General features: G+C 65.4%; 17 protein-coding genes. 8 read left to right on the plus strand and 9 right to left on the minus strand.

The features are described from left to right. A complete protein-coding gene (locus tag A6723_RS07855; RefSeq protein WP_054910132.1) occupies nucleotides 1–867 on the minus strand; it encodes a LysR substrate-binding domain-containing protein in 867 nt (288 codons plus the stop codon). Between the two features lie 123 nt (nucleotides 868–990). Between A6723_RS07855 and A6723_RS07860 the strand changes: the two genes are divergently transcribed. From A6723_RS07860 to A6723_RS07870, 3 genes are read left to right on the plus strand one after another with little or no spacing between them, the layout of a single operon-like run. Further along, nucleotides 991–1,626 (plus strand): ankyrin repeat domain-containing protein, encoded by a 636-nt coding sequence (locus A6723_RS07860; RefSeq protein ID WP_054910133.1) that lies wholly within the window; start codon nucleotides 991–993, stop codon nucleotides 1,624–1,626. A 25-nt stretch (nucleotides 1,627–1,651) separates the two neighbouring features. Further along, entirely contained in the window at nucleotides 1,652–2,107 is a 456-nt protein-coding gene (locus A6723_RS07865; protein WP_054910134.1) for a nucleoside deaminase, read from the plus strand. Next, nucleotides 2,104–3,312, plus strand: a complete 1,209-nt coding sequence (locus A6723_RS07870) for a CynX/NimT family MFS transporter (RefSeq protein ID WP_139092930.1) — start codon at nucleotides 2,104–2,106, stop codon at nucleotides 3,310–3,312. The genes A6723_RS07865 and A6723_RS07870 overlap by 4 nt, the downstream gene beginning before the upstream one ends. Nucleotides 3,313–3,381: 69 nt before the next feature. Here A6723_RS07870 and A6723_RS07875 read toward each other — a convergent pair whose 3' ends face one another. The 6 genes from A6723_RS07875 to A6723_RS07900 form a co-directional block, all read right to left on the minus strand. Continuing rightward, nucleotides 3,382–3,582 (minus strand): hypothetical protein, encoded by a 201-nt coding sequence (locus A6723_RS07875; protein WP_054910135.1) that lies wholly within the window; start codon nucleotides 3,580–3,582, stop codon nucleotides 3,382–3,384. A gap of 118 nt (nucleotides 3,583–3,700) precedes the next feature. Beyond that, the gene (locus A6723_RS07880) at nucleotides 3,701–3,895 is read right to left on the minus strand and encodes a hypothetical protein (RefSeq protein WP_054910136.1); all 195 of its coding nucleotides are present in this window, start codon (nucleotides 3,893–3,895) and stop codon (nucleotides 3,701–3,703) included. 236 nt (nucleotides 3,896–4,131) lie between these two features. After that, entirely contained in the window at nucleotides 4,132–5,559 is a 1,428-nt protein-coding gene (locus tag A6723_RS07885) for an efflux transporter outer membrane subunit (protein WP_054910182.1), read from the minus strand. Nucleotides 5,560–5,564: 5 nt separating this feature from the next. Continuing rightward, complete coding sequence (locus tag A6723_RS07890) at nucleotides 5,565–8,768, minus strand: efflux RND transporter permease subunit (RefSeq protein WP_054910137.1); 3,204 nt, start codon at nucleotides 8,766–8,768, stop codon at nucleotides 5,565–5,567. Nucleotides 8,769–8,892: 124 nt separating this feature from the next. Then, nucleotides 8,893–10,128 carry a multidrug efflux RND transporter periplasmic adaptor subunit MexE gene (mexE, locus tag A6723_RS07895; protein ID WP_054910138.1) on the minus strand — a complete coding sequence of 412 codons (1,236 nt, stop codon included), beginning with the start codon at nucleotides 10,126–10,128 and terminating at the stop codon, nucleotides 8,893–8,895. A gap of 509 nt (nucleotides 10,129–10,637) precedes the next feature. After that, the gene (locus A6723_RS07900; protein ID WP_054910139.1) at nucleotides 10,638–11,552 is read right to left on the minus strand and encodes a LysR family transcriptional regulator; all 915 of its coding nucleotides are present in this window, start codon (nucleotides 11,550–11,552) and stop codon (nucleotides 10,638–10,640) included. A 314-nt stretch (nucleotides 11,553–11,866) separates the two neighbouring features. Between A6723_RS07900 and A6723_RS07905 the strand changes: the two genes are divergently transcribed. The 3 genes from A6723_RS07905 (at nucleotide 11,867) to A6723_RS07915 (ending at nucleotide 15,951) form a co-directional block, all read left to right on the plus strand. After that, a complete protein-coding gene (locus A6723_RS07905; protein WP_054910140.1) occupies nucleotides 11,867–12,886 on the plus strand; it encodes a zinc-dependent alcohol dehydrogenase family protein in 1,020 nt (339 codons plus the stop codon). A gap of 351 nt (nucleotides 12,887–13,237) precedes the next feature. Continuing rightward, entirely contained in the window at nucleotides 13,238–13,696 is a 459-nt protein-coding gene (locus tag A6723_RS07910) for a (2Fe-2S)-binding protein (RefSeq protein ID WP_054910141.1), read from the plus strand. 11 nt (nucleotides 13,697–13,707) lie between these two features. After that, the gene (locus A6723_RS07915; protein WP_054910142.1) at nucleotides 13,708–15,951 is read left to right on the plus strand and encodes a xanthine dehydrogenase family protein molybdopterin-binding subunit; all 2,244 of its coding nucleotides are present in this window, start codon (nucleotides 13,708–13,710) and stop codon (nucleotides 15,949–15,951) included. 71 nt (nucleotides 15,952–16,022) lie between these two features. On the opposite strand, the gene ptrC is transcribed toward A6723_RS07915, so the two are convergent. Continuing rightward, a complete protein-coding gene (gene ptrC, locus A6723_RS07920; protein WP_054910143.1) occupies nucleotides 16,023–16,220 on the minus strand; it encodes a type III secretion system co-regulatory protein PtrC in 198 nt (65 codons plus the stop codon). A 206-nt stretch (nucleotides 16,221–16,426) separates the two neighbouring features. Between ptrC and A6723_RS07925 the strand changes: the two genes are divergently transcribed. Together A6723_RS07925 and A6723_RS07930 are read left to right on the plus strand one after the other, a co-directional pair. After that, nucleotides 16,427–16,762, plus strand: a complete 336-nt coding sequence (locus A6723_RS07925) for a ribonuclease E inhibitor RraB (RefSeq protein ID WP_024762270.1) — start codon at nucleotides 16,427–16,429, stop codon at nucleotides 16,760–16,762. Between the two features lie 267 nt (nucleotides 16,763–17,029). Further along, nucleotides 17,030–17,383, plus strand: coding sequence for a hypothetical protein (locus tag A6723_RS07930; protein WP_054910144.1), 354 nt, complete (start codon nucleotides 17,030–17,032; stop codon nucleotides 17,381–17,383). Between the two features lie 58 nt (nucleotides 17,384–17,441). Here the strand turns inward: A6723_RS07930 and A6723_RS07935 are convergent, their stop codons facing one another. Next, a complete protein-coding gene (locus A6723_RS07935; RefSeq protein WP_054910145.1) occupies nucleotides 17,442–18,101 on the minus strand; it encodes a DsbA family oxidoreductase in 660 nt (219 codons plus the stop codon). Nucleotides 18,102–18,318: the final 217 nt, after the last annotated feature.

The raw sequence follows: 18,318 nt of genomic DNA on the forward strand, positions 1-18,318 counted from the left end.
TCAGTACTCCGCTGGCAACGCTGCCAACTGCGTACACAGCTCACGCAGTTGTTCGCACAGGCGGCGCCCGGCGCTGCCCAGTTCCGGGCGTGCGTAGAGCGCCAGCTCCAGCCCCTCGATGGGCGCAAACCCCTCTTCGGCGGTCAATACGCGGTGGCCTTCGTGGCGCCCGCGCAGGGGCAGCAGGCTGACGCCCATGCCGGCCGCCACGGCCGCTGACAGGCTGGCCAGGCTCGCGCTGCTGTAGCTGATGCGCCAACGCCGGCCGCTGGCTTCCAGGGCGTGGATCATCTCCTGGCGGTACAGCGCGCCCAGCGGGAAGACCACCAGTGGCAGCGGATCACGGGCGGCGGCCGGAGTGGCGGCGCTGTCCTGCCAGGCCAGCGGTTCGGGCCAGTGCGCCAGGCAATCGGCATCGGCGCCCCATTGCTTGACCAGCGCCAGGTCCAGCTCGCCGCTGCGGTACTGGCGCAGCAGCTCCTGGCTGAGACCGCTGGAGACCTCCAGGCGCAGCCGCGGGCGCTCGGCGCTGAAGGCCGCCAGCAGCGGCATCATCCGCTCGCCGGCGAAGTCTTCCGGCATCCCCAGGCGCAGCACGCCTTCACTGTGCTCGCTGCTCAGCGCCTCGCGGGCCTCCGAGCCCAGCTCGAGGATGCGCCGCGCATAGCCCAGCAGCCGTTCACCCTGTTCCGTCGGCAGTACCTGGCGCTGGCTACGGTCCAGCAGGCGGCAGTCCAGGCTCTGCTCCAGGCGCAGGATCTGCTGGCTGACGGTGGACTGGGTCAGGTGCAGCAGTTCGGCAGCGCGGGTGAAGTTGCCGGCGTCCACCACCATCACGAAGCTGCGCAGCAGATTGGGGTCAAGCATTGCGATTCCCACTGAAACTCATGTTTCTATTTAATTTCAGCATAGAACATCCCTTTGTCATACTGCGACTGCTCATTGATCGAGAGTGATTCGAGGCACGACAGCCATCACGGGGGAGCGCCCATGGACATGCCAACCATCCAGACCGAGGACGTGCGCAGCCGCGCCGCTGCCGACGCGCTGCTCAGCGCCGCCAGCGATGGCCGCGAACACGATGTGGCGACGTTGCTCAAGCGTGGCGTACCGGTGGACGTCACCGACGGACAGGGCAACACGCCGCTGCTCCTGGCCACCGCGCACAACCGAGTTGCCGTGGCGCGCCAGCTGGTCGCCGCCGGTGCCGACGTCAACCAGCAGAACCGCATCCACGACAGCGCCTACCTGCTGGCCGGCGCTGCCGGGCGCCTGGAAATCCTCCAGCTGACACTGGCCCATGGCGCCGATCTGCGCAGTACCAACCGCTATGGCGGCACGGCGCTGATCCCGGCCTGCGAGCGCGGCCATGTGGACGTAGTGGCGACGCTGCTCAAGGCCGGTGTCGATCCGGACCATGTCAACAAGCTGGGCTGGACCGGGCTGCTCGAAGCCATCCTGCTCAGCGACGGCGGCCCGCGTCATCAGGCCATCGTGAAACAACTCATAGAAGCCGGGGCGAACCTGAACCTGGCCGACAACGACGGCATCACGCCGCTGCAACACGCCCGCCAGCGCAACCAGACCACCATCGCCAGGATGCTGGAAGTCGCCGGCGCGCATTGAACCGATTGATTTGCTGGAAACTGCCATGTCACACGAAGTCTTCATGCGCGAGGCCCTGCAACTGGCCCGCGACAACATCGAGGCCGGCGGCCGCCCGTTCGGCGCCGTACTGGTCAAGGATGGCCGGGTGATCGCCCGCGCCGCCAATTCCATCCACCTGGATTTCGACCCTACCGCCCACGCCGAGCTGCTGGCGATCCGCCGCGCTTCGGCCGTGCTGGGCATGTCGCGCCTGGACGGCTGCGTGATCTACGCCAGCGGCCACCCATGCCCGATGTGTCTGGCGGCCATGCACCTGTGCGGCGTGGAGGGCGCCTATTTCGCCTATTCCAATGACGACGGCGAGCCGTTCGGGCTGTCGACTTCCGCCGTGTACCAGCAGATGACCCAGCCGCCGCAATGGCAGGCGGTGCCGCTGCGCCCGTTGCGCCCCAATGGCGAAGAGGGCTTGTACCAGCACTGGCAGGAGCAGCGCTCGTGAGCCGGGGCATGGCCATGCCGGTCGAGGAGAGCAGCAGCCACGCCGGCTGGATCGGCCTGCTGGTGATCGTCGCGCTGGGCATCAACCTGCGGCCGATCCTTACGTCCATCGGCCCGTTGCTCGCGGATATCCACGATGCCACCGGCCTGGGCTTCCAGGGCCTGTCGATGCTGACCGTGCTGCCCGTGCTGTGCATGGGCCTGTTTGCGCTGGGCCTGCCCTGGGTCGGCCCGCGCCTCGGCGAGAGCCGAGGCATGGTGTTCGGCCTGCTGGCCATTGGCGCGGCGTGCTTCTGGCGGTTGCTGCTGGACAGCGGCATCGCGCTGATTGCCAGTGCGGTGCTGGCGGGCTGCGGCGTGGCGGTGATCCAGGCGTTCGTGCCGGGGGTGATCAAGCGCTGGTTCCCGCACAAGGTGCCCTCGGCGATGGGGCTCTACTCGGCTTCGCTGATGGCTGGCGGCGGGAGCGCCGCAGTCCTGGCACCGGTGGTTTCGGAGCACTTCCATCGCTGGCAGGACGGTCTCGGCGCCTGGCTGCTGCTGGCCATTGTCGGCCTGCTGCTCTGGGCCGTGGCCCGCCCGCGGGAGGCGCCGGTGGCGGCACCGCCCCGGCAGAAGGCGCAGCACTATTTCGGCAGCCGTCGCGCCTGGCTGCTGGCGCTGTACTTCGGCTTGATCAACGGCGGCTACACCAGCATGGTGGCCTGGTTGCCGGTGTATTACCGCCAACTGGGCTGGACGGCTCAGGCCAGCGGGCAACTGATCGGCCTGATGACCATCTTCCAGGTAATCGCTGCGCTGACCGTCCCCTTGCTGATCCGCCGTTCGCCGGACCGTCGCGGCTGGCTGTGCCTGTGCCTGCTGATTCAACTGGCTGGCTTCATCGGGCTGATCTCGGCGCCGCTGCACCAGCCGGGTATCTGGGTGGCGATGATCGGCTACGGCCTGGGCGCCTGTTTCGCCCTGAGCCTGACGCTGACCCTGGATCATCTCGCCGATGCCGGCGCAGCCGGTCGGCTGGCGGCCTTCGTGCAGGGCATCGGCTTCATCGTCACCGGCATCGTGCCCTACGTCACCGGCTGGCTGCGTGACAGCACCGGGAGCTTCCAGGCTTCGTGGATCCTGCTGGCGGTGTCGGTGGTGCTGATGCTGGGCGTGACGTTGCGCTTCTCGCCCAAGGGATACGCGCGCGCGATGCAGCGGTAGCGGGGATTCGGAGTGGCCGGAGGCCAATCGCGGACAGAGTCCGCGATCGTTTTCAGGCGGGTGGGATGGCTAGACCGACGTCGCGATGTAGATCCGGTAGGTGATGATCGACAGCATGCTCAGCACGCCGATCCACATGAGGAACACACCGACCGGACGATGGCGGATGGTGAAGCCGATCCCCAGCATGAACATGCCGAAGACGAGGATGCCGAGGGTGACGAAGAGGGACGTGGGGTCCAGGGGGATGAAATGAGCGGTGGCGTCCATGGCGAATCCTTGTCTGAAAATTCCGATATAGAAATTCTAGGCCAGGGCGAGGGCGAACTCTTTTGATCCCTGGCAAGTCGCGCCGGATCATAACGGCACAAACCGCCCAGCCCAAGGCTCAGCTCTGCGCCAGACGCTGCCCCTGCTTCGTCAGCACCAGTTGCAGGCCGCGGAACTCGGCCAGCCGCAGGTGCACGAGCCATCTTTTCAGCGCAGGGTGAAAGACATCGCCGCGCCGCACGCCTCGTAGGAGGTCGTGCAACTCGTTACCGCGGCGAGGGGCTGGGATTCTGGTTTCATCGGCGTCGGACACTGAGCGGTATTCCTTATACCTGGTGTCAGTGGATTCTGAATTCGAACAGGCTTCAGCTTATTTTCTATTGCTATCAGAAAATACTGATCGGCATCTGAGTATCTGACAGATTTCGGAACTTGCATGCCAATAGCTAGGAAGCGCCTCGGAAACACGGCCATAAAAAAGCCCCGCGGTCCGGAGCGTCAGACCGCAGGGCCAGAACGGTCGAGAAATTCTCGACCGGGGAGGACCGATCAGGCCGCCGGTGTCGGCTGCCAGCCGCCGCCGAGGGCCTTGTAGATAGCCACGATGCCGCGATACACGTCGACTTCCGCCAGGGCCTGGGCGTCCTCGGCGGCGAGTTGCTCGCGCTCGGCGTCCAGCAGGTTGAGGAAGTCCACGGTGCCTTCGCGGTACTGCAGGCCGGCTTGCTGTGCGGCATTGCGGCTGGCTTCGGACTGGCGCACCAGCGACACCAGGCGCTGCTGGCGCTTGCCGTAGTCGCTGAAGGCGTTCGACGACTCTTCCAGGGCCAGCAGGACCTGCTGCTCGTAGGTCGCCAGGGCGCCATCGGCGTCGGCCTTGGAGGCGCGCAGGCGGGCCCGCACGCTGCCCAGGTCGAAGGCCGCCCAGGTAATGCTCGGGGCGACGCCCCAGGCGCTGGCGGCGGACGAACCGATCTGCGAGCCACGGCCGGCGGTGTAGCCGAGGAAGCCGCCGAGGCTGACTTTCGGGAACAGGTCGGCGGTGGCCACGCCCACATCCGCGGTGGCCGCAGCCAGGCGGCGTTCGGCGGAGGCCACGTCCGGCCTGCGACGCAGCAGCTCGCTCGGATCGCCGATCGGCAACGCCTTGGCGATGGCCGGGAGTTTCTTCGGCGACAGGTCCACGGAGAGCGCGTCCGGGCGCTGGCCGAGGAGGGTGGCGATACGGTTGCGCTGGCGCACTTCCTCGGCCTGCAGTTGCGGCACGCTGGCTTCGGTGGAGGCCAGGCGCGCTTCGGCGCGCTGCACGTCCAGCTCGCTGCCGACACCGGCGTCACGCAGCTGGATGGTCAGGTCGCGGGATTCGCGCTGGTTCTCCAGGTTGCTCCTGGCGATGCTTTCGCGCAGTTGCGCACCGCGCAGCTGCCCATAGGCATCGGCCAGTTCGGCGATCAGGCTGACCTGCAACTGCTGCAGGTCGGCCACGGTGGCTGCGCTCAGCGCGTCGCTGGACTCCAGCTGGCGGCGCACGCGGCCGAACAGGTCGACTTCCCAGATCATGTCCAGACCCAGGTCGTAGCGCTCCTGGTTAACCCGGTCCTCGGTCTGGCCGGGCACCTGGCCCTTGCCGACCTGGCCTTCGGCGCGGCTGGTGACCGTGGGGAAACGGTCATTGGCGACGTCGTCGCGGATCGCCCGCGAAGCCAGCACGCGGGCATAGGCCACGCGCAGCTCGCGGTTTTCCTTGAGGGACTGGTCGACCAGCTGGGTCAGCACGGGGTCGTCGAACTGCTTCCACCAGGCGTCTTCGTAACGGCTGCGGTCGTAGTCCCTGGCCTGCGCGTTGGCGTCCAGTTGGGCCGGCGCGGTGTCCGGCTTCTGGTAGTCGGGGCCGACCATGCACGCGCTGAGGGCCAGCGCGAGCAGGGAGGGGACGAACAGTTTCACGGCACTCTTGCTCACAGCATTGATGGTCATGACGCTCATGCCTGATGGGCCTCGTTATGGTTCGTGTGGCTCAGGGCAGCACGCGCCTGCTTCTTCGCTTCACGGGCTTCCATGAAGCGGCGGATCAGCACATAGAAGACCGGGGTCAGCAGCAGGCCGAAGAAGGTCACGCCGAGCATCCCGGAGAACACCGCGACACCCATGGCATGGCGCATTTCGGCGCCGGCGCCGGACGACAGCACCAGGGGCACCACGCCCATGATGAAGGCGATGGAGGTCATCAGGATCGGTCGCAGACGCAGGCGGCAGGCCTCCAGCACGGCACTCAGGCGGTCCATGCCTTCGTCCTGTTTGTCCTTGGCGAACTCGACGATCAGGATCGCGTTCTTGCACGCCAGGCCCACCAGTACGATCAGGCCGATCTGGGTGAAGATGTTGTTGTCGCCACCGGACAGGATCACGCCCGCGATGGCCGACAGCAGGGTCATCGGCACGATCAGGATCACCGCCAGCGGCAGGCCCCAGCTTTCGTACAGCGCGGCCAGCACGAGGAAGGCGAGCAGCACGCAGAGCGGGAACACGTAGATCGCGGAGTTGCCGGCGAGGATCTGCTGGTAGGTCAGCTCGGTCCACTCGTAGGTCATGCCATTGGGCAGCTCCTGCTTGAGCAGGCGCTCGATGGCTGCCTCGGCCTGGCCGGAGCTGTAGCCCGGTGCGGCGGCGCCGTTGATCTCGGCGGTGATGAAGCCGTTGTAGTGCATCACGCGGTCGGGACCTGCGGTGTCGCTGATCTTGATGAAGGTCGCCAGCGGGACCATTTCACCCTGGTTGTTGCGCACCTTCAGCTGGCCGATCTGCTCGGGTTCGAGACGGAACTGCTGCTCGCCCTGGACGTTCACCTGGTAGGTGCGGCCGAAGCGGTTGAAGTCGTTCGCATACAGCGAGCCCAGGTAGACCTGCAGGGTGTCGAAGATGTCGCTGATTGCCACGCCGTGGGTCTTGGCCTTCTCGCGGTCGATGGCAGCGTCCACCTGCGGCACGTTCACCTGGTAGCTGGTGAACACCGACATGGGGTTCAGTTCCGGCAGCGCGCGGGCCTTGTTGAGGATGTTCTGGGTCTGTGCGTAGAGCTCCTCGTAACCGGCGTTGCCGCGGTCCTCGATCTGCAGGCGGAAGCCACCGATGGTGCCCAGCCCCTGTACCGGCGGCGGCGGGAAGATCGCGATGTAGGCGTCCTGGATATCCGCGAACTGCTTGTTCAGCTCGGCGGCGATCTCGTTGGCCGACATGCCCGGGCCCTTACGCTCGCTGAAGTCCTTCAGCGGGGTGAAGACGATGCCGCTGTTGGGGCTGTTGGTGAAGCCGTTGATCGACAGGCCGGGGAACGACACGGTGTGCTCGATGCCCGGGTGCTTACCGGCAATTTCCGACATGCGCTTGATCACCGCTTCGGTGCGGTCCAGCGTGGCGGCGTCAGGCAGTTGTGCGAAGGCCACCAGGTACTGCTTGTCCTGTTGCGGCACGAAGCCGGTCGGGGTGCTGGAGAAGCCCAGGTAGGTCAGGCCGATCAGGCCTGCATACAGCAGCAGCGCGATGGAGCTGCCGCGCAGCACGCGGGTAACGGTGCCGACGTAGCCATGGCTGGCGCGGTCGAAGAAGCGGTTGAACGGACGGAACAGCCAACTGCCCAGCAGCTTGTCGAGGATCACCGAGAAGCGGTCCTTCGGCTCGTGGTGCCCTTTGAGCAGCACAGCGGACAGCGCCGGCGACAGGGTCAGCGAGTTGAATGCGGAGATCACCGTGGAGATCGCGATGGTCAGCGCGAACTGCCGGTAGAACTGCCCGGTGAGGCCGGAGATGAACGCGGTCGGGATGAACACGGCGCACAGCACCAGCGCCGTGGCGATGATCGGCCCGGTCACTTCCTTCATGGCGCGCTTGGTCGCCTCGACGGGAGTGAGCCCCAGCCCGATGTTCCGCTCGACGTTCTCCACCACCACGATGGCGTCGTCCACCACGATGCCGATGGCCAATACCAGGCCGAACAGCGACAGCGCGTTGAGCGAGAAGCCGAAGGCGTGCATCACCGCGAAGGTGCCGATCAGCGAGACCGGTACGGCGGCCAACGGGATGATCGAGGCGCGCCAGGTCTGCAGGAACAGCACGACCACCAGCACCACCAGGATCAGCGCTTCGAACAGGGTGTGCACCACCGCTTCGATGGAGCCGCGGACGAAGATGGTCGGGTCATAGACGATGGAGTAGTCCACGCCCTGCGGGAAATCCTTCTTCAGCTCGGCCATCTTCTCGCGCACCAGGTTGGAGATGGCGATGGCATTGGAACCAGGGCGCTGGAAGATCGGGATGGCGACCGCCGGCTGGTTGTCCAGCAGCGAACGCAGGGCGTACTGGCTGGAGCCGAGCTCGACGCGGGCGATGTCCTTCAGGCGGGTGATCTCGCCGTCGGGGCCGCTGCGGATGACGATGTTCTCGAACTCTTCTTCGGTGACCAGGCGACCCTGGGTGTTGATCGACAGCTGGAAGCTGGTGTCGCTCGGCGCCGGCGGGGCACCGAGGGAGCCGGCGGCCACCTGGCGGTTCTGCTCGCGGATCGCCGCGACCACGTCGGTGGCGGTCAGGTTGCGCGAGGCGACCTTGTTCGGGTCGAGCCACACGCGCAGCGAGTAGTCACCCATGCCGAACAACTGCACGTCACCCACACCGTCCAGGCGCGCCAGCTCGTCCTTGATGTTGAGGATGGCGTAGTTGGACAGGTAGAGCATGTCGTAGCGGTTATCCGGCGAGGTCAGGTGCACGACCATGGTCAGGTCGGGCGAAGCCTTGTCGACGGTGATGCCGATGCGTGTGACTTCCTCGGGCAGCTTGGGCTGCGTACGGGTCACGCGGTTCTGCACCTGCACCTGCGCATTGTCCAGGTCGGTACCCAGGGCGAAGGTGATGGTCAGGGTCATCTTGCCGTCGGCGGTGGACTGCGAGGACATGTAGAGCATGTTCTCGACGCCGGTGATGGCCTGTTCCAGCGGCGCGGCGACGGTCTCGCCGATCACCTTGGGGTTGGCGCCGGGGAAGTTGGCGCGCACCACCACGGTGGGCGGCACCACTTCGGGGTATTCGCTGATCGGTAGCTGGAACAGCGAGATGGCCCCGCCGATCAGGATGATCAGCGAGAGCACGGCGGCGAAGATCGGCCGCTGGATGAAGAATTGCGAAAAGTTCATGGCTGGTTCCTGTCGCGAACGCTGCGGTTCGCCAAACCCGGGACAAAGGTCACCCAAGGCCCTGGTGGGACAGGGCCTGGTACATCAATCGTTTAAGACAGGGGGTGGTTCGGTCAGAGAGTGCTCAGCCGCGCGGCGCGCCCGGCTTGGCGGATTTCTCGGCCACCTTTGGCGCCTCGAAGCTCTCCAGCGCACGACGCTGGTTTTCGAGGTTGGCGAGGGTTGACTGGCTGGCCATCTCGACACCCTGGGCGTCGACCTGGGCGCCGGGGCGAACCCGTTGCAGGCCGTTGACCACGATGCGGTCACCCTTCACCAAACCGCTGCGGACGATGCGCAGGCCTTCCAGTTTCGGGCCCAGTTCGATGCCGCGGTACTGCGCCTTGCTGTCCTTGTCGACCACCAGTACGAACTTCTTGCCCAGGTCGGTGCCGACCGCTTCGTCCTTGATCAGCGCGGCGGGGTAGGTGCCGCTGCCGACCAGCTTGATGCGGGCATACAGGCCGGGGGTGAACTGGTTGGCGTCGTTGTCGAACACCGCGCGACCGCGGATGGTGCCGGTCTTCGGGTTGACCTGGTTGTCGAGGAAGTCCAGGCGACCCTGGTGGGGGAAGCCATCCTCGCCGGTCAGGCCCAGGTACACCGGGCTAGTGCCGCGCGCATCCGGGCCGCCCTTGCGGGCGAGGTCGACGTACTTCAGGTAGACGCGCTCGTCGGCGTCGAAGTAGGCGTAGACCTTGTCGGTGGACACCAGGGTAGTCAGCAGGCTCTGGCCGCTGTTCACCAGGTTGCCGGCGGTCACTTCGGCGCGCGAGACGCGGCCGTCGATGGGCGCGGTGATCTGGGTGAACGACAGGTTCAGCCGGGCGTTGTCCAGTTCCGCCTGGGTCGCGGCGACCACGGCTTTCGCCTCGGTGGCGGCGGCGGTGCGGGCGTCGGCCAATTCAGCGGAGATGGCGTTGGTGGCACGCAGGCGCACACCACGAGCATCTTCATTGACGGTACGGGTCTGGTTGGCACGGGCTTGTTGCAGCTGGGCTTCCAGGCGATGGACCTCGGCCTGGAACGGCCGCGGGTCAATCTGGAACAGCAGGTCGCCTTTCTTCACCAGGGCGCCTTCACGGAAGGCGACGCGGTCGATGTAGCCGGAGACGCGCGGACGCAGTTCGACGGATTCCGGAGCCTCCAGGCGGCCGGTGAATTCGTCCCATTCGTTGATTGGCTGTTCGATGACGTCCGCCACGCTGACCTTGGGGGCGGCCATGTTCTGTGCCGCCTCCTGGCCCTTGCCGCAGGCGCTGAGAACCAGCACGGCGGCCAACGCCAACGGAATACGCAAGGTGTTCAGATTTCGCTCCATGGAAAAGACTCCGGCGTTCTAATTGGTTTATGGATTTCTAATGGAGCGGAGTCTGCGTGCGCGGGGGGTTGGGAACTAATCGAACGAGAGAATTTTGATTATCACGTGGAGTGATAAAAGCCTTTGCACTATTCGTATGAATAGATAGATAGAAGAGCGCGCACCAATAGATTGAAGAAGTGAGTACGGCATATGCACTCGCCGACACGTTCAGGATGGGCGCTCGGTACCCCCTCACCTTAACCCTCTCCCAGCGGGAGAGGGGACCGTTCGGAGCAGGGGAACGCTGCAGTTTCAGCCGGCACGGTCGGCTCCCTCTCCCTCAGGGAGAGGGCTGGGGTGAGGGAAGGATCCCACTCCGATGCGTCGGCGAAGTGGCTCGCTCTTGCAGGGGTACACGCTATGGAACTCAGTGCGTAGGGCGCATAACGCCCTCGGCGTTATCCGCCATGGCGGATAACCCGTTCCGGGTTATCCGCCCTACAGGTGGGGAATGGGAGGGGGGTGCGTCAGAGACTGTCCGGATCACCCACGAACATGGTGATCCGCGAACGCAGCCAGCGCTCGGCCGGGTCCTGGTCCTGGGCGCCGCGCCAGACCATCGACAGCTCGGCCAGGCGGGTGGGGAAGGGCGGGTCTTCGGCGCGCAGGCCGCCGGCGGCGGTCAGGGCCAGGGCCACGTATTCGGGCACGGTGGCGATGATGTCGGTGCCGGCCAGCAACTGGGCGAGGCCGACGAACTGCGGCACGGCCAGCACCACCTGGCGCTTGCGCTCCATCTCGGCCAGCGTCTGGTCGACGAAGCCGTCCAGGTCGCCCGCATAGGACACCAGCGCGTGCGGGCGCGCGCAGTAATCATCGAGGGTCAGCGCACCGGGAATCGAATCGGCCCGCAGGATCTTCCAGGTGCTGCGGCGCAGGGTCTTGCGCTTGGCATTGGCCGGCAGCTCGTCGGTGTAGCTCACGCCCACGGAGATTTCCCCGGACGACAGCAATTGCGGCATCAACAGGTAGTTGGCGCGGCGCACCACCAGGGTGATGCCCGGTGCTTCCGAGCGCAGGCGGCGCAGCAGCGGCGGCAGCAGGCCGAACTCCACGTCGTCGGACAGGCCGATGCGGAACACCGCCTTGCTGGTGGCCGGGTCGAAGTCGGCGGCGCGGCTCAAAGCCGTGGAGATGGAGTCCAGCGCCGGCGAGAGGTGGCCGAAGATTTCCTGGGCCCGCGCGGTGGGTTCCATGCTGCGTCCGGTGCGGACGAACAGCGGATCGTCGAACAGGCCGCGCAGGCGCGCCAGGGCTGCACTGATCGCCGGCTGGCCGAGAAACAGCTTCTCGGCGGCGCGGGTCACGCTGCGTTCATGCATCAGCGTCTCGAAAACGATCAACAGGTTGAGGTCAACCTTGCGAAGGTCGTTGCGGTTCATGGGGACTCCCTGGCGATGGGGGAAAAGTGAGGCCGACCGTGTCCTGAGTCAAGTCTGTCAGATAAGTCCTTGATCAATTTCTACTTTTTTAAAGAGAATCACGCCCCGGATGCGTGGTCAGAGTTTGTAAGGTACCGACCTCCACGCACGGTCGCGCAGACCCGCCGCAGAGCCTCCGGGCCGCGCCGGACAAGCATTTCACCGCGTGCCGAATCATCGCCGTTTATGTCCATTATCAATGGCGAACGGTGGCGTCACCCGGAAAGCCCGGATAGAGTCCGTGGCTATGAAGCACTACAAAGGCGAGGTATGTGATGTCCCGCATGATCCGTTTCCACCAGTTCGGTGACGCCTCGGTCCTGAAGATCGAGGAAATGCCGACCCCGCAACCGGGGCCGGGTGAAGTACTGATCCGTACCCAGGCACTGGGCGTCAGTTGGCGCGACGTGCTCTGGCGGCAGAACCTCGCCCCGGATCAGGCCAAGTTGCCGGCGGGCATCGGCTATGAACTCTCCGGCATCGTCGAAGCCGTGGGCGAGGGTGTGGAAGACCTCGAGCCTGGCGTGGCGGTGGCCAGCTTCCCGGCGAACTCGCCGAACCTGTATCCGGCCTGGGGTGACCACGTCATCCTGCCGCGCACGTCGCTGACCCGCTATCCGGATGTCCTGACCCCGGTCGAGGCGGCGGTGCACTACACCGGCCTGATGTACTCCTATTTCGCCCTGGTGGAGCTTGCCCAGATCAAGCCCGGCCAGCGCGTGCTGATCACCGAGGCCGGCCATTGCCTGGCCCCGCAGGCGGTGCAGCTCGCCAAGGCTCTGGGCGCCCAGGTAATCGCCACCACCAGCCACGAGGAAACCCGCGAGTTCCTCAAGGGCCTGGGGGCGGACAAGGTCATCTATACCGAGGAACAGGACCTGGTACTGGAAGTCGAGCGCTTCACCAAGGGTGAAGGCGTCGAGATCGTCCTCGACCAGTGCGCCGGCCCGCAGATGAAACTGCTGGGTGACGTGGCAGCCCCGCGCGGCAAGCTGATCCTGTACGGCATCAACGGCGGCAACGATGCAGCCTTCCCGGCCTGTGCGGCCTTCAAGAAGCACCTGCAGTTCTTCCGCCACTGCGTGCTGGACTTCACCGGGCAGCCGGAGATCGGCCTGACCCGCAACGACGAAGCCGTGCAACGGGCGCTGACCGCGATCAACCAGATGACCGCCGACCAGTTGCTCAAGCCGAGCATCGACCGGGTGTTCGATTTCGCCCAGTACCTGGACGCCAACACCTACATGGAAACCTGCCCGGGCGGCGGCCGTGTAGTGATCAGGATGCCGGAGTGATCCTGCATCCATGAGGCGAGAAAGCCACTCTTCGGAGTGGCTTTTTTGTGCGCGCGGGATTCCCGGTATCCCTGTAGGAGCGTGCTTGCTCGCGAACAGAGTTTCCGGCCACACCAGCGTCAAGCGGGTTCGCGAGCAAGCTCGCTCCTGCAGACAATCACGCAGGACGCTCCGAGCGACCATCCTGCGCAGAATCAGGCAAGCCTCCAGAGAACCAGGCAAACCGCTCGGCGTCTTCCTCGCGTATCGTCGCGGCACAGGCCGGCGCTTGCGCCTAGGCTGAATCCATTGCGTGCCGAAGCCCGCGTGCTTCGCCCCATTCCATCACCCGCAGAAGAGGTGAAACCCCTGATGATTACCGTGAACCTGAACGGCAAGGACCACCAGCTCGACGCCCCCGGCGAGATGCCGCTGCTCTGGGCCCTGCGCGATGTCGCCGGCATGACTGGCACCAAGTACGGCTGCGGCATGGCGCTGTGCGGTGCCTGCACCGTGCATGTCGACGGCCAGCCGACGCGCTCCTGCGTCACCCCGCTGGCGGCGGTGGCCGGCAAGAAGATCACCACCATCGAGGCGGTGGCCGAGCAACCCGCCGGCAAGGCCGTGCAGGACGCCTGGCGCAAGCTCGACGTGGTGCAGTGCGGCTACTGCCAGTCCGGGCAGATCATGTCGGCCACTGCGCTGCTGGCTTCGAACAAGGCGCCCAGCGATGCCGATATCGATGCAGCGATGAGCGGCAACATCTGCCGCTGCGCCACCTATGCGCGGATCCGCGCGGCCATCCACGACGCCGCCCAGACCCTGGCCTGAGGACCGACACCATGCTCGAACCCCGTATCGACCAACTGCCGGCCGAGGCTGGCAGCATCCTCAACGTCAGCCGCCGCAGCTTCCTGCGCGGCGCCGGTGGCCTGGCCCTGGGCATCTATTTCGCACCGCTGCTGGGCAAGCTGGGAGATGCCCAGGCAGCCAGCGACTTCGAACCGAATGCCTTCGTGCGAATCGCCCCTGATGGCACCGTCACTGTGATCGCCAAACATGTGGAGATGGGCCAGGGCAGCTACACCGGCCTCGCCACCCTGGTGGCGGAGGAGTTGGATGCCGACTGGAGCCACGTGCAGGTCGAAGGCGCCCCAGCCGATGCCAAGCGCTACGCCAACCTGGCCTTCGGCAACCTGCAGGGCACTGGCGGCAGCAACGCCATGGCCAATTCCTTCGAGCAGATGCGCAAGGCCGGCGCCAGCGCCCGCGCCATGCTGGTGGGCGCGGCGGCGGAGCAGTGGAAGGTGCCTGCGGAGCAGATCGAGGTGCACGACGGCGTCGTCAGCCACGCGGCTTCCGGACGCAAGGCCGGCTTCGGCGAACTCGCGGAGGCGGCGGCGAAACAGCCGGTGCCGGCGGACGTGAAGCTCAAGGATCCGAAGGACTTCAAGCTGATCGGCCAGGTGCAGCTGCCGCGCAAGGACAGCCCGTCGAAGACCGACGGTACTGCGCAGTTCACCCAGGACGTGCACCTGCCGGACATGCTGGTGGCCGTGGTCGCCCACCCGCCGCGCTTCGGCGGTGTGCCGGCGAAGGTCGATGCGAGCAAGGCCAAGGCCGTGCCCGGCGTGGTGGACGTCGTGCAGTTCCCCGGCAGCGAGCGGCGTTTCGCCGGTGTCGCGGTGCTGGCGAAGAATACCTGGGCCGCGCGCCAGGGCCGTGATGCGCTGCAGGTCGAGTGGGACGAGAGCAAGGCCTTCAAGATGGGCAGCAAGGAAATCTTCGCCCAGTACCGCGACATGGCCAGCAAGCCGGGCCTGGTGGCGCGCAACGACGGCGATATCGCCAAGGCGCTGGAGAAGCCGGCGCACCTGATCGAGGCGGAATATCAGTTCCCCTATCTCGCCCATGCCGCCATGGAACCGCTGAACTGCGTGGTATTCCTCAAGGAGGACGGCTGTCAGATCTGGAACGGCGAGCAGTGGCAGACCGGCGATCAGATGTCGGTGGCGCAGTTGCTGGGCATGCAGCCCGAGCAAGTGAGCATCACCCAGTTGTACGCCGGCGGCAGCTTCGGCCGCCGCGCCAACCCGCACTCGGACTACGTGCTGGAAGCGGCGGCGATCGCCAAGGCTGCCCGCGAGCAGGGCGTGAAGGTGCCGATCAAGATGGTCTGGACCCGCGAGGACGACACCCGCGCCGGCTATTACCGCCCGGCCTTCCTGCACCGCGCGCGACTGGCGGTGGATGCCCAGGGCAACCTGGTGGGCTGGGAGCAGCGGCTGGTGGGGCAATCCTTTATCGTCGGGACGCCGTTCGAGAAGTTCATGGTCAAGGACGGCATCGACAAGATCGCCGTGGAAGGCGCCGCCGATCTTCCCTACGCCGTGCCCAACCTGCGCGTCGAGCAGGCGCTGGCAGACAATGTGACGGTTCCGACCCAGTGGTGGCGCTCGGTGGGCCATACCCACACGGCGTTCTCCACTGAAACACTGGTCGACGAAGCAGCTGTCGCCGCCAAGCAGGACCCCTACGAGTTCCGCCGCAAGCTGCTGGCGGAACACCCGCGTCACCGCGGTGCACTGGAACTGGTGGCGCAGCGCGCCAACTGGCTGGCGCCGCTGGAGAAGGGCAAGGAAGGCGAGCAGCGCGGCCGGGGTATTGCCGTGCACGAGTCGTTCGGCAGCTTTGTCGCCCAGGTAGTGGAGGTGACCTACAAGGCGGACAAGAGCTTCAAGGTGGACCGCGTGGTCTGCGCGGTGGATTGCGGCTTGGCGATCAACCCGGACGTGATCAAGGCGCAGATGGAGGGCGGCATCGGCTTCGCCCTGTCGGCGGCGCTGCACAGCGCCATCACCCTGACCGACGGCAAGGTCGACCAGTCCAACTTCCACGACTTCCAGGTATTGCGGATCAACGAGATGCCGGTAGTGGAAGTGCACATCGTGCCATCGGCCGAGCCGCCCACCGGCGTGGGTGAACCGGGGGTGCCGCCGCTGGCGCCGGCACTGGCCAATGCGCTGTTTGCGGCGACCGGCAAGCGTATCCGCACCCTGCCGATCGGCAATCAGCTACAGGCGTGATGCCCGGCTGGTAACACAAATGCCCCGCACGAGCGGGGCATTTGCTTGGCAGGGTCTAAACTTTCCCGAGATCAGGCAACCAGGGCCTGCTGTTCGTGCCCTTCGCAGATCAGCTCGCGCAGCACCCGGCGTTCTTCGGGCAGGGTGGCGGCGTTGTGCAGCGCCAGGCCGCCTTCGTCGTCGGGCACGGCGATCTGGGTCTCGAAGTGCAACTGCACTTCGTCCAGAGTGATGTAGGTGATGCGGTAAGCCGCCTCTGTGCTGTGCATGGTCGCAGGCTCGGTGTGGGAGGGCGCAGGCCCGATGGAGGCATCGTCGCGCCGGGCGGGCAAGGGCGGAAGTGAAACACCGTGATGGTGAACATCACCAAAGGCGATGGTGCCGGCGAGATTTTCCGGCATCTGTCATGCAGGACAGGTATCCTGCGCGGGCGTGCCCAAAACGGGCATTTTGTAAATCGAATTGGAGCAGTGACATGAGCCGCGACAAGCAGCTTTTCCCGGAAGACGAAATCGGCGATGCCCTGTGGGCCCTGCAGGAAGACGGCGAAGACCTCTCCCTCGAGCATGAGGTGGAGTTCGCGGTGATCTTCCCGGACGAGCAGTCCGCCCTGGACTTCGCCATCATGCTGCTGCAGAACGGGCAGAAGGTGGCGTACTCCGAGTACGACGGCAACGACAAGCTGCCCTGGCAGGTCCTGGCCTACCCGGTGATGGAGCTCAGCCACGAGCACATCAGCGGCTATGCCGCACTGCTGTCCGAGCACTCCGCCGACCTCGGTGGTCAGATGGACGGCTGGTCGGCGCTCTGATCGGCTGATGCCTCATGAAAAACGGCGCCTTCGGGCGCCGTTTTTCTTTGAGCGGGCGCTTCACGCCGTGTCGCTGGAATCTGCAGCTTAGAGGGCTTCCAGCGGATTCGGCTCCTTGCCGGGGGCAGATTTCTCGCGCTCGTGGAGATGTCGTACTTCTGCAATAGCCGTTTCCCGCGAGTACGCATTGGCTTTTCCCCTATGACGACCAGGCAAGGCGCGGCAATCATTAGTCTCCACTCATTCGATTGATTGCAGAGGTTACCTATGGGATTGCCGGTCAGGGAGGTTATCGACCTTGTGTCGTTTGAAAAAGCCGACATCAGGGTTGGGCAGATTCTGGCGATTAGTGAAGTGGAGGGTTCGCGGAAGTTGCTACGTTTCACGGTCGATTTTGGCAGTTTCAGTCGCGAGATCTTGTCGGCGATCAGGAAAGAGAGGGAGTCCTTCAGCAGTCTGGTCGGCAAGCAGGCGCTTTTTCTGATCAATCTGCAGCCCAAGGAGATTGCCGGGATCGTTTCCAACGGCTTGATTCTCGATCTGGGTTATTCCGAGGGTCTGCGCCCCACGGCCTTCATCGTCCCGGAATTCAATGTTCCCAATGGCACCCGCTTGGGGTGACGGGGACGCCGTAACGAAAAGGCCCACGCGAAGTGGGCCTTTTCATAAGAGCAGAAATTCACTCCGGCAACGGTGCCTGCCGCGCCACCTGGCGCAGTGCCTGCTCGTAGTAGTCGGTACTCTGCGCCCCGGAGATCAGCTGGCGGCCGTTGAGGATTACCGCCGGCACGGCGCGGATACCGTGGCTGGTGTAGAAGTCCTCCTCGGCCACTACCTCGTCGGCGTAGGCATCGCTGTCGAGGATTTCCCGCGTGCGCACGGCGTCCAGGCCGACGCTGACGGCCACTTCCAGCAGCACTTCCGGGTCGCTCGGGTTGCGCCCTTCGCCGAAGTAGGCGTGCAGCAGCGCCTGTTTCAGCGCCACGTCGCGGTGCGATTCCGCCGCCCAGTGCAGCAGGCGATGGGCATCGAAGGTGTTGTAGATGCGGTCGCGCTTCTTCAGGTCGAAGTGCACGCCGACTTCCTCGCCCATGGTGCGCAGGTGTTCCTGGTTGCGGGCAATGTCCTCGGCGCTGCTGCCGTACTTGCGCTGCAGGTGTTCCACCAGGTCTTCCCCTTCAGCGGGCATGTCGGCGTTGAGTTCGAAGGGCTTGATGCGCAACTCCACGGTCAACTCGCTGTCCACCCGGCGCATGGCTTCGAGCAGGCCGTTGAGGCCGATGGCACACCAGGGGCAGACCACGTCGGAGACGAAATCAACGGTAATGGCATCGCTCATGGGGGCGATCTCCGGCAAATGGGCGAGCATCAAGCATGGACCCGAATGGGTATTCCAATCCAGTAACGGGGCGGACGGAAGGCTCTGCGGCAACCCCAGAACCAGCGTAACCCGCTGATTCTGAAAGCTGATCGGCGTTTGTCAGGCCGACGGCGAGCCGCCAGGAAGGCCGGCGCCATCGGTGGAAGAGGGGCGACGTCCCTGTCGCGAAGGGGAA

This window comes from Pseudomonas sp. AU11447, from assembly GCF_001672555.2.
GTDB lineage: Bacteria > Pseudomonadota > Gammaproteobacteria > Pseudomonadales > Pseudomonadaceae > Pseudomonas > Pseudomonas nitroreducens.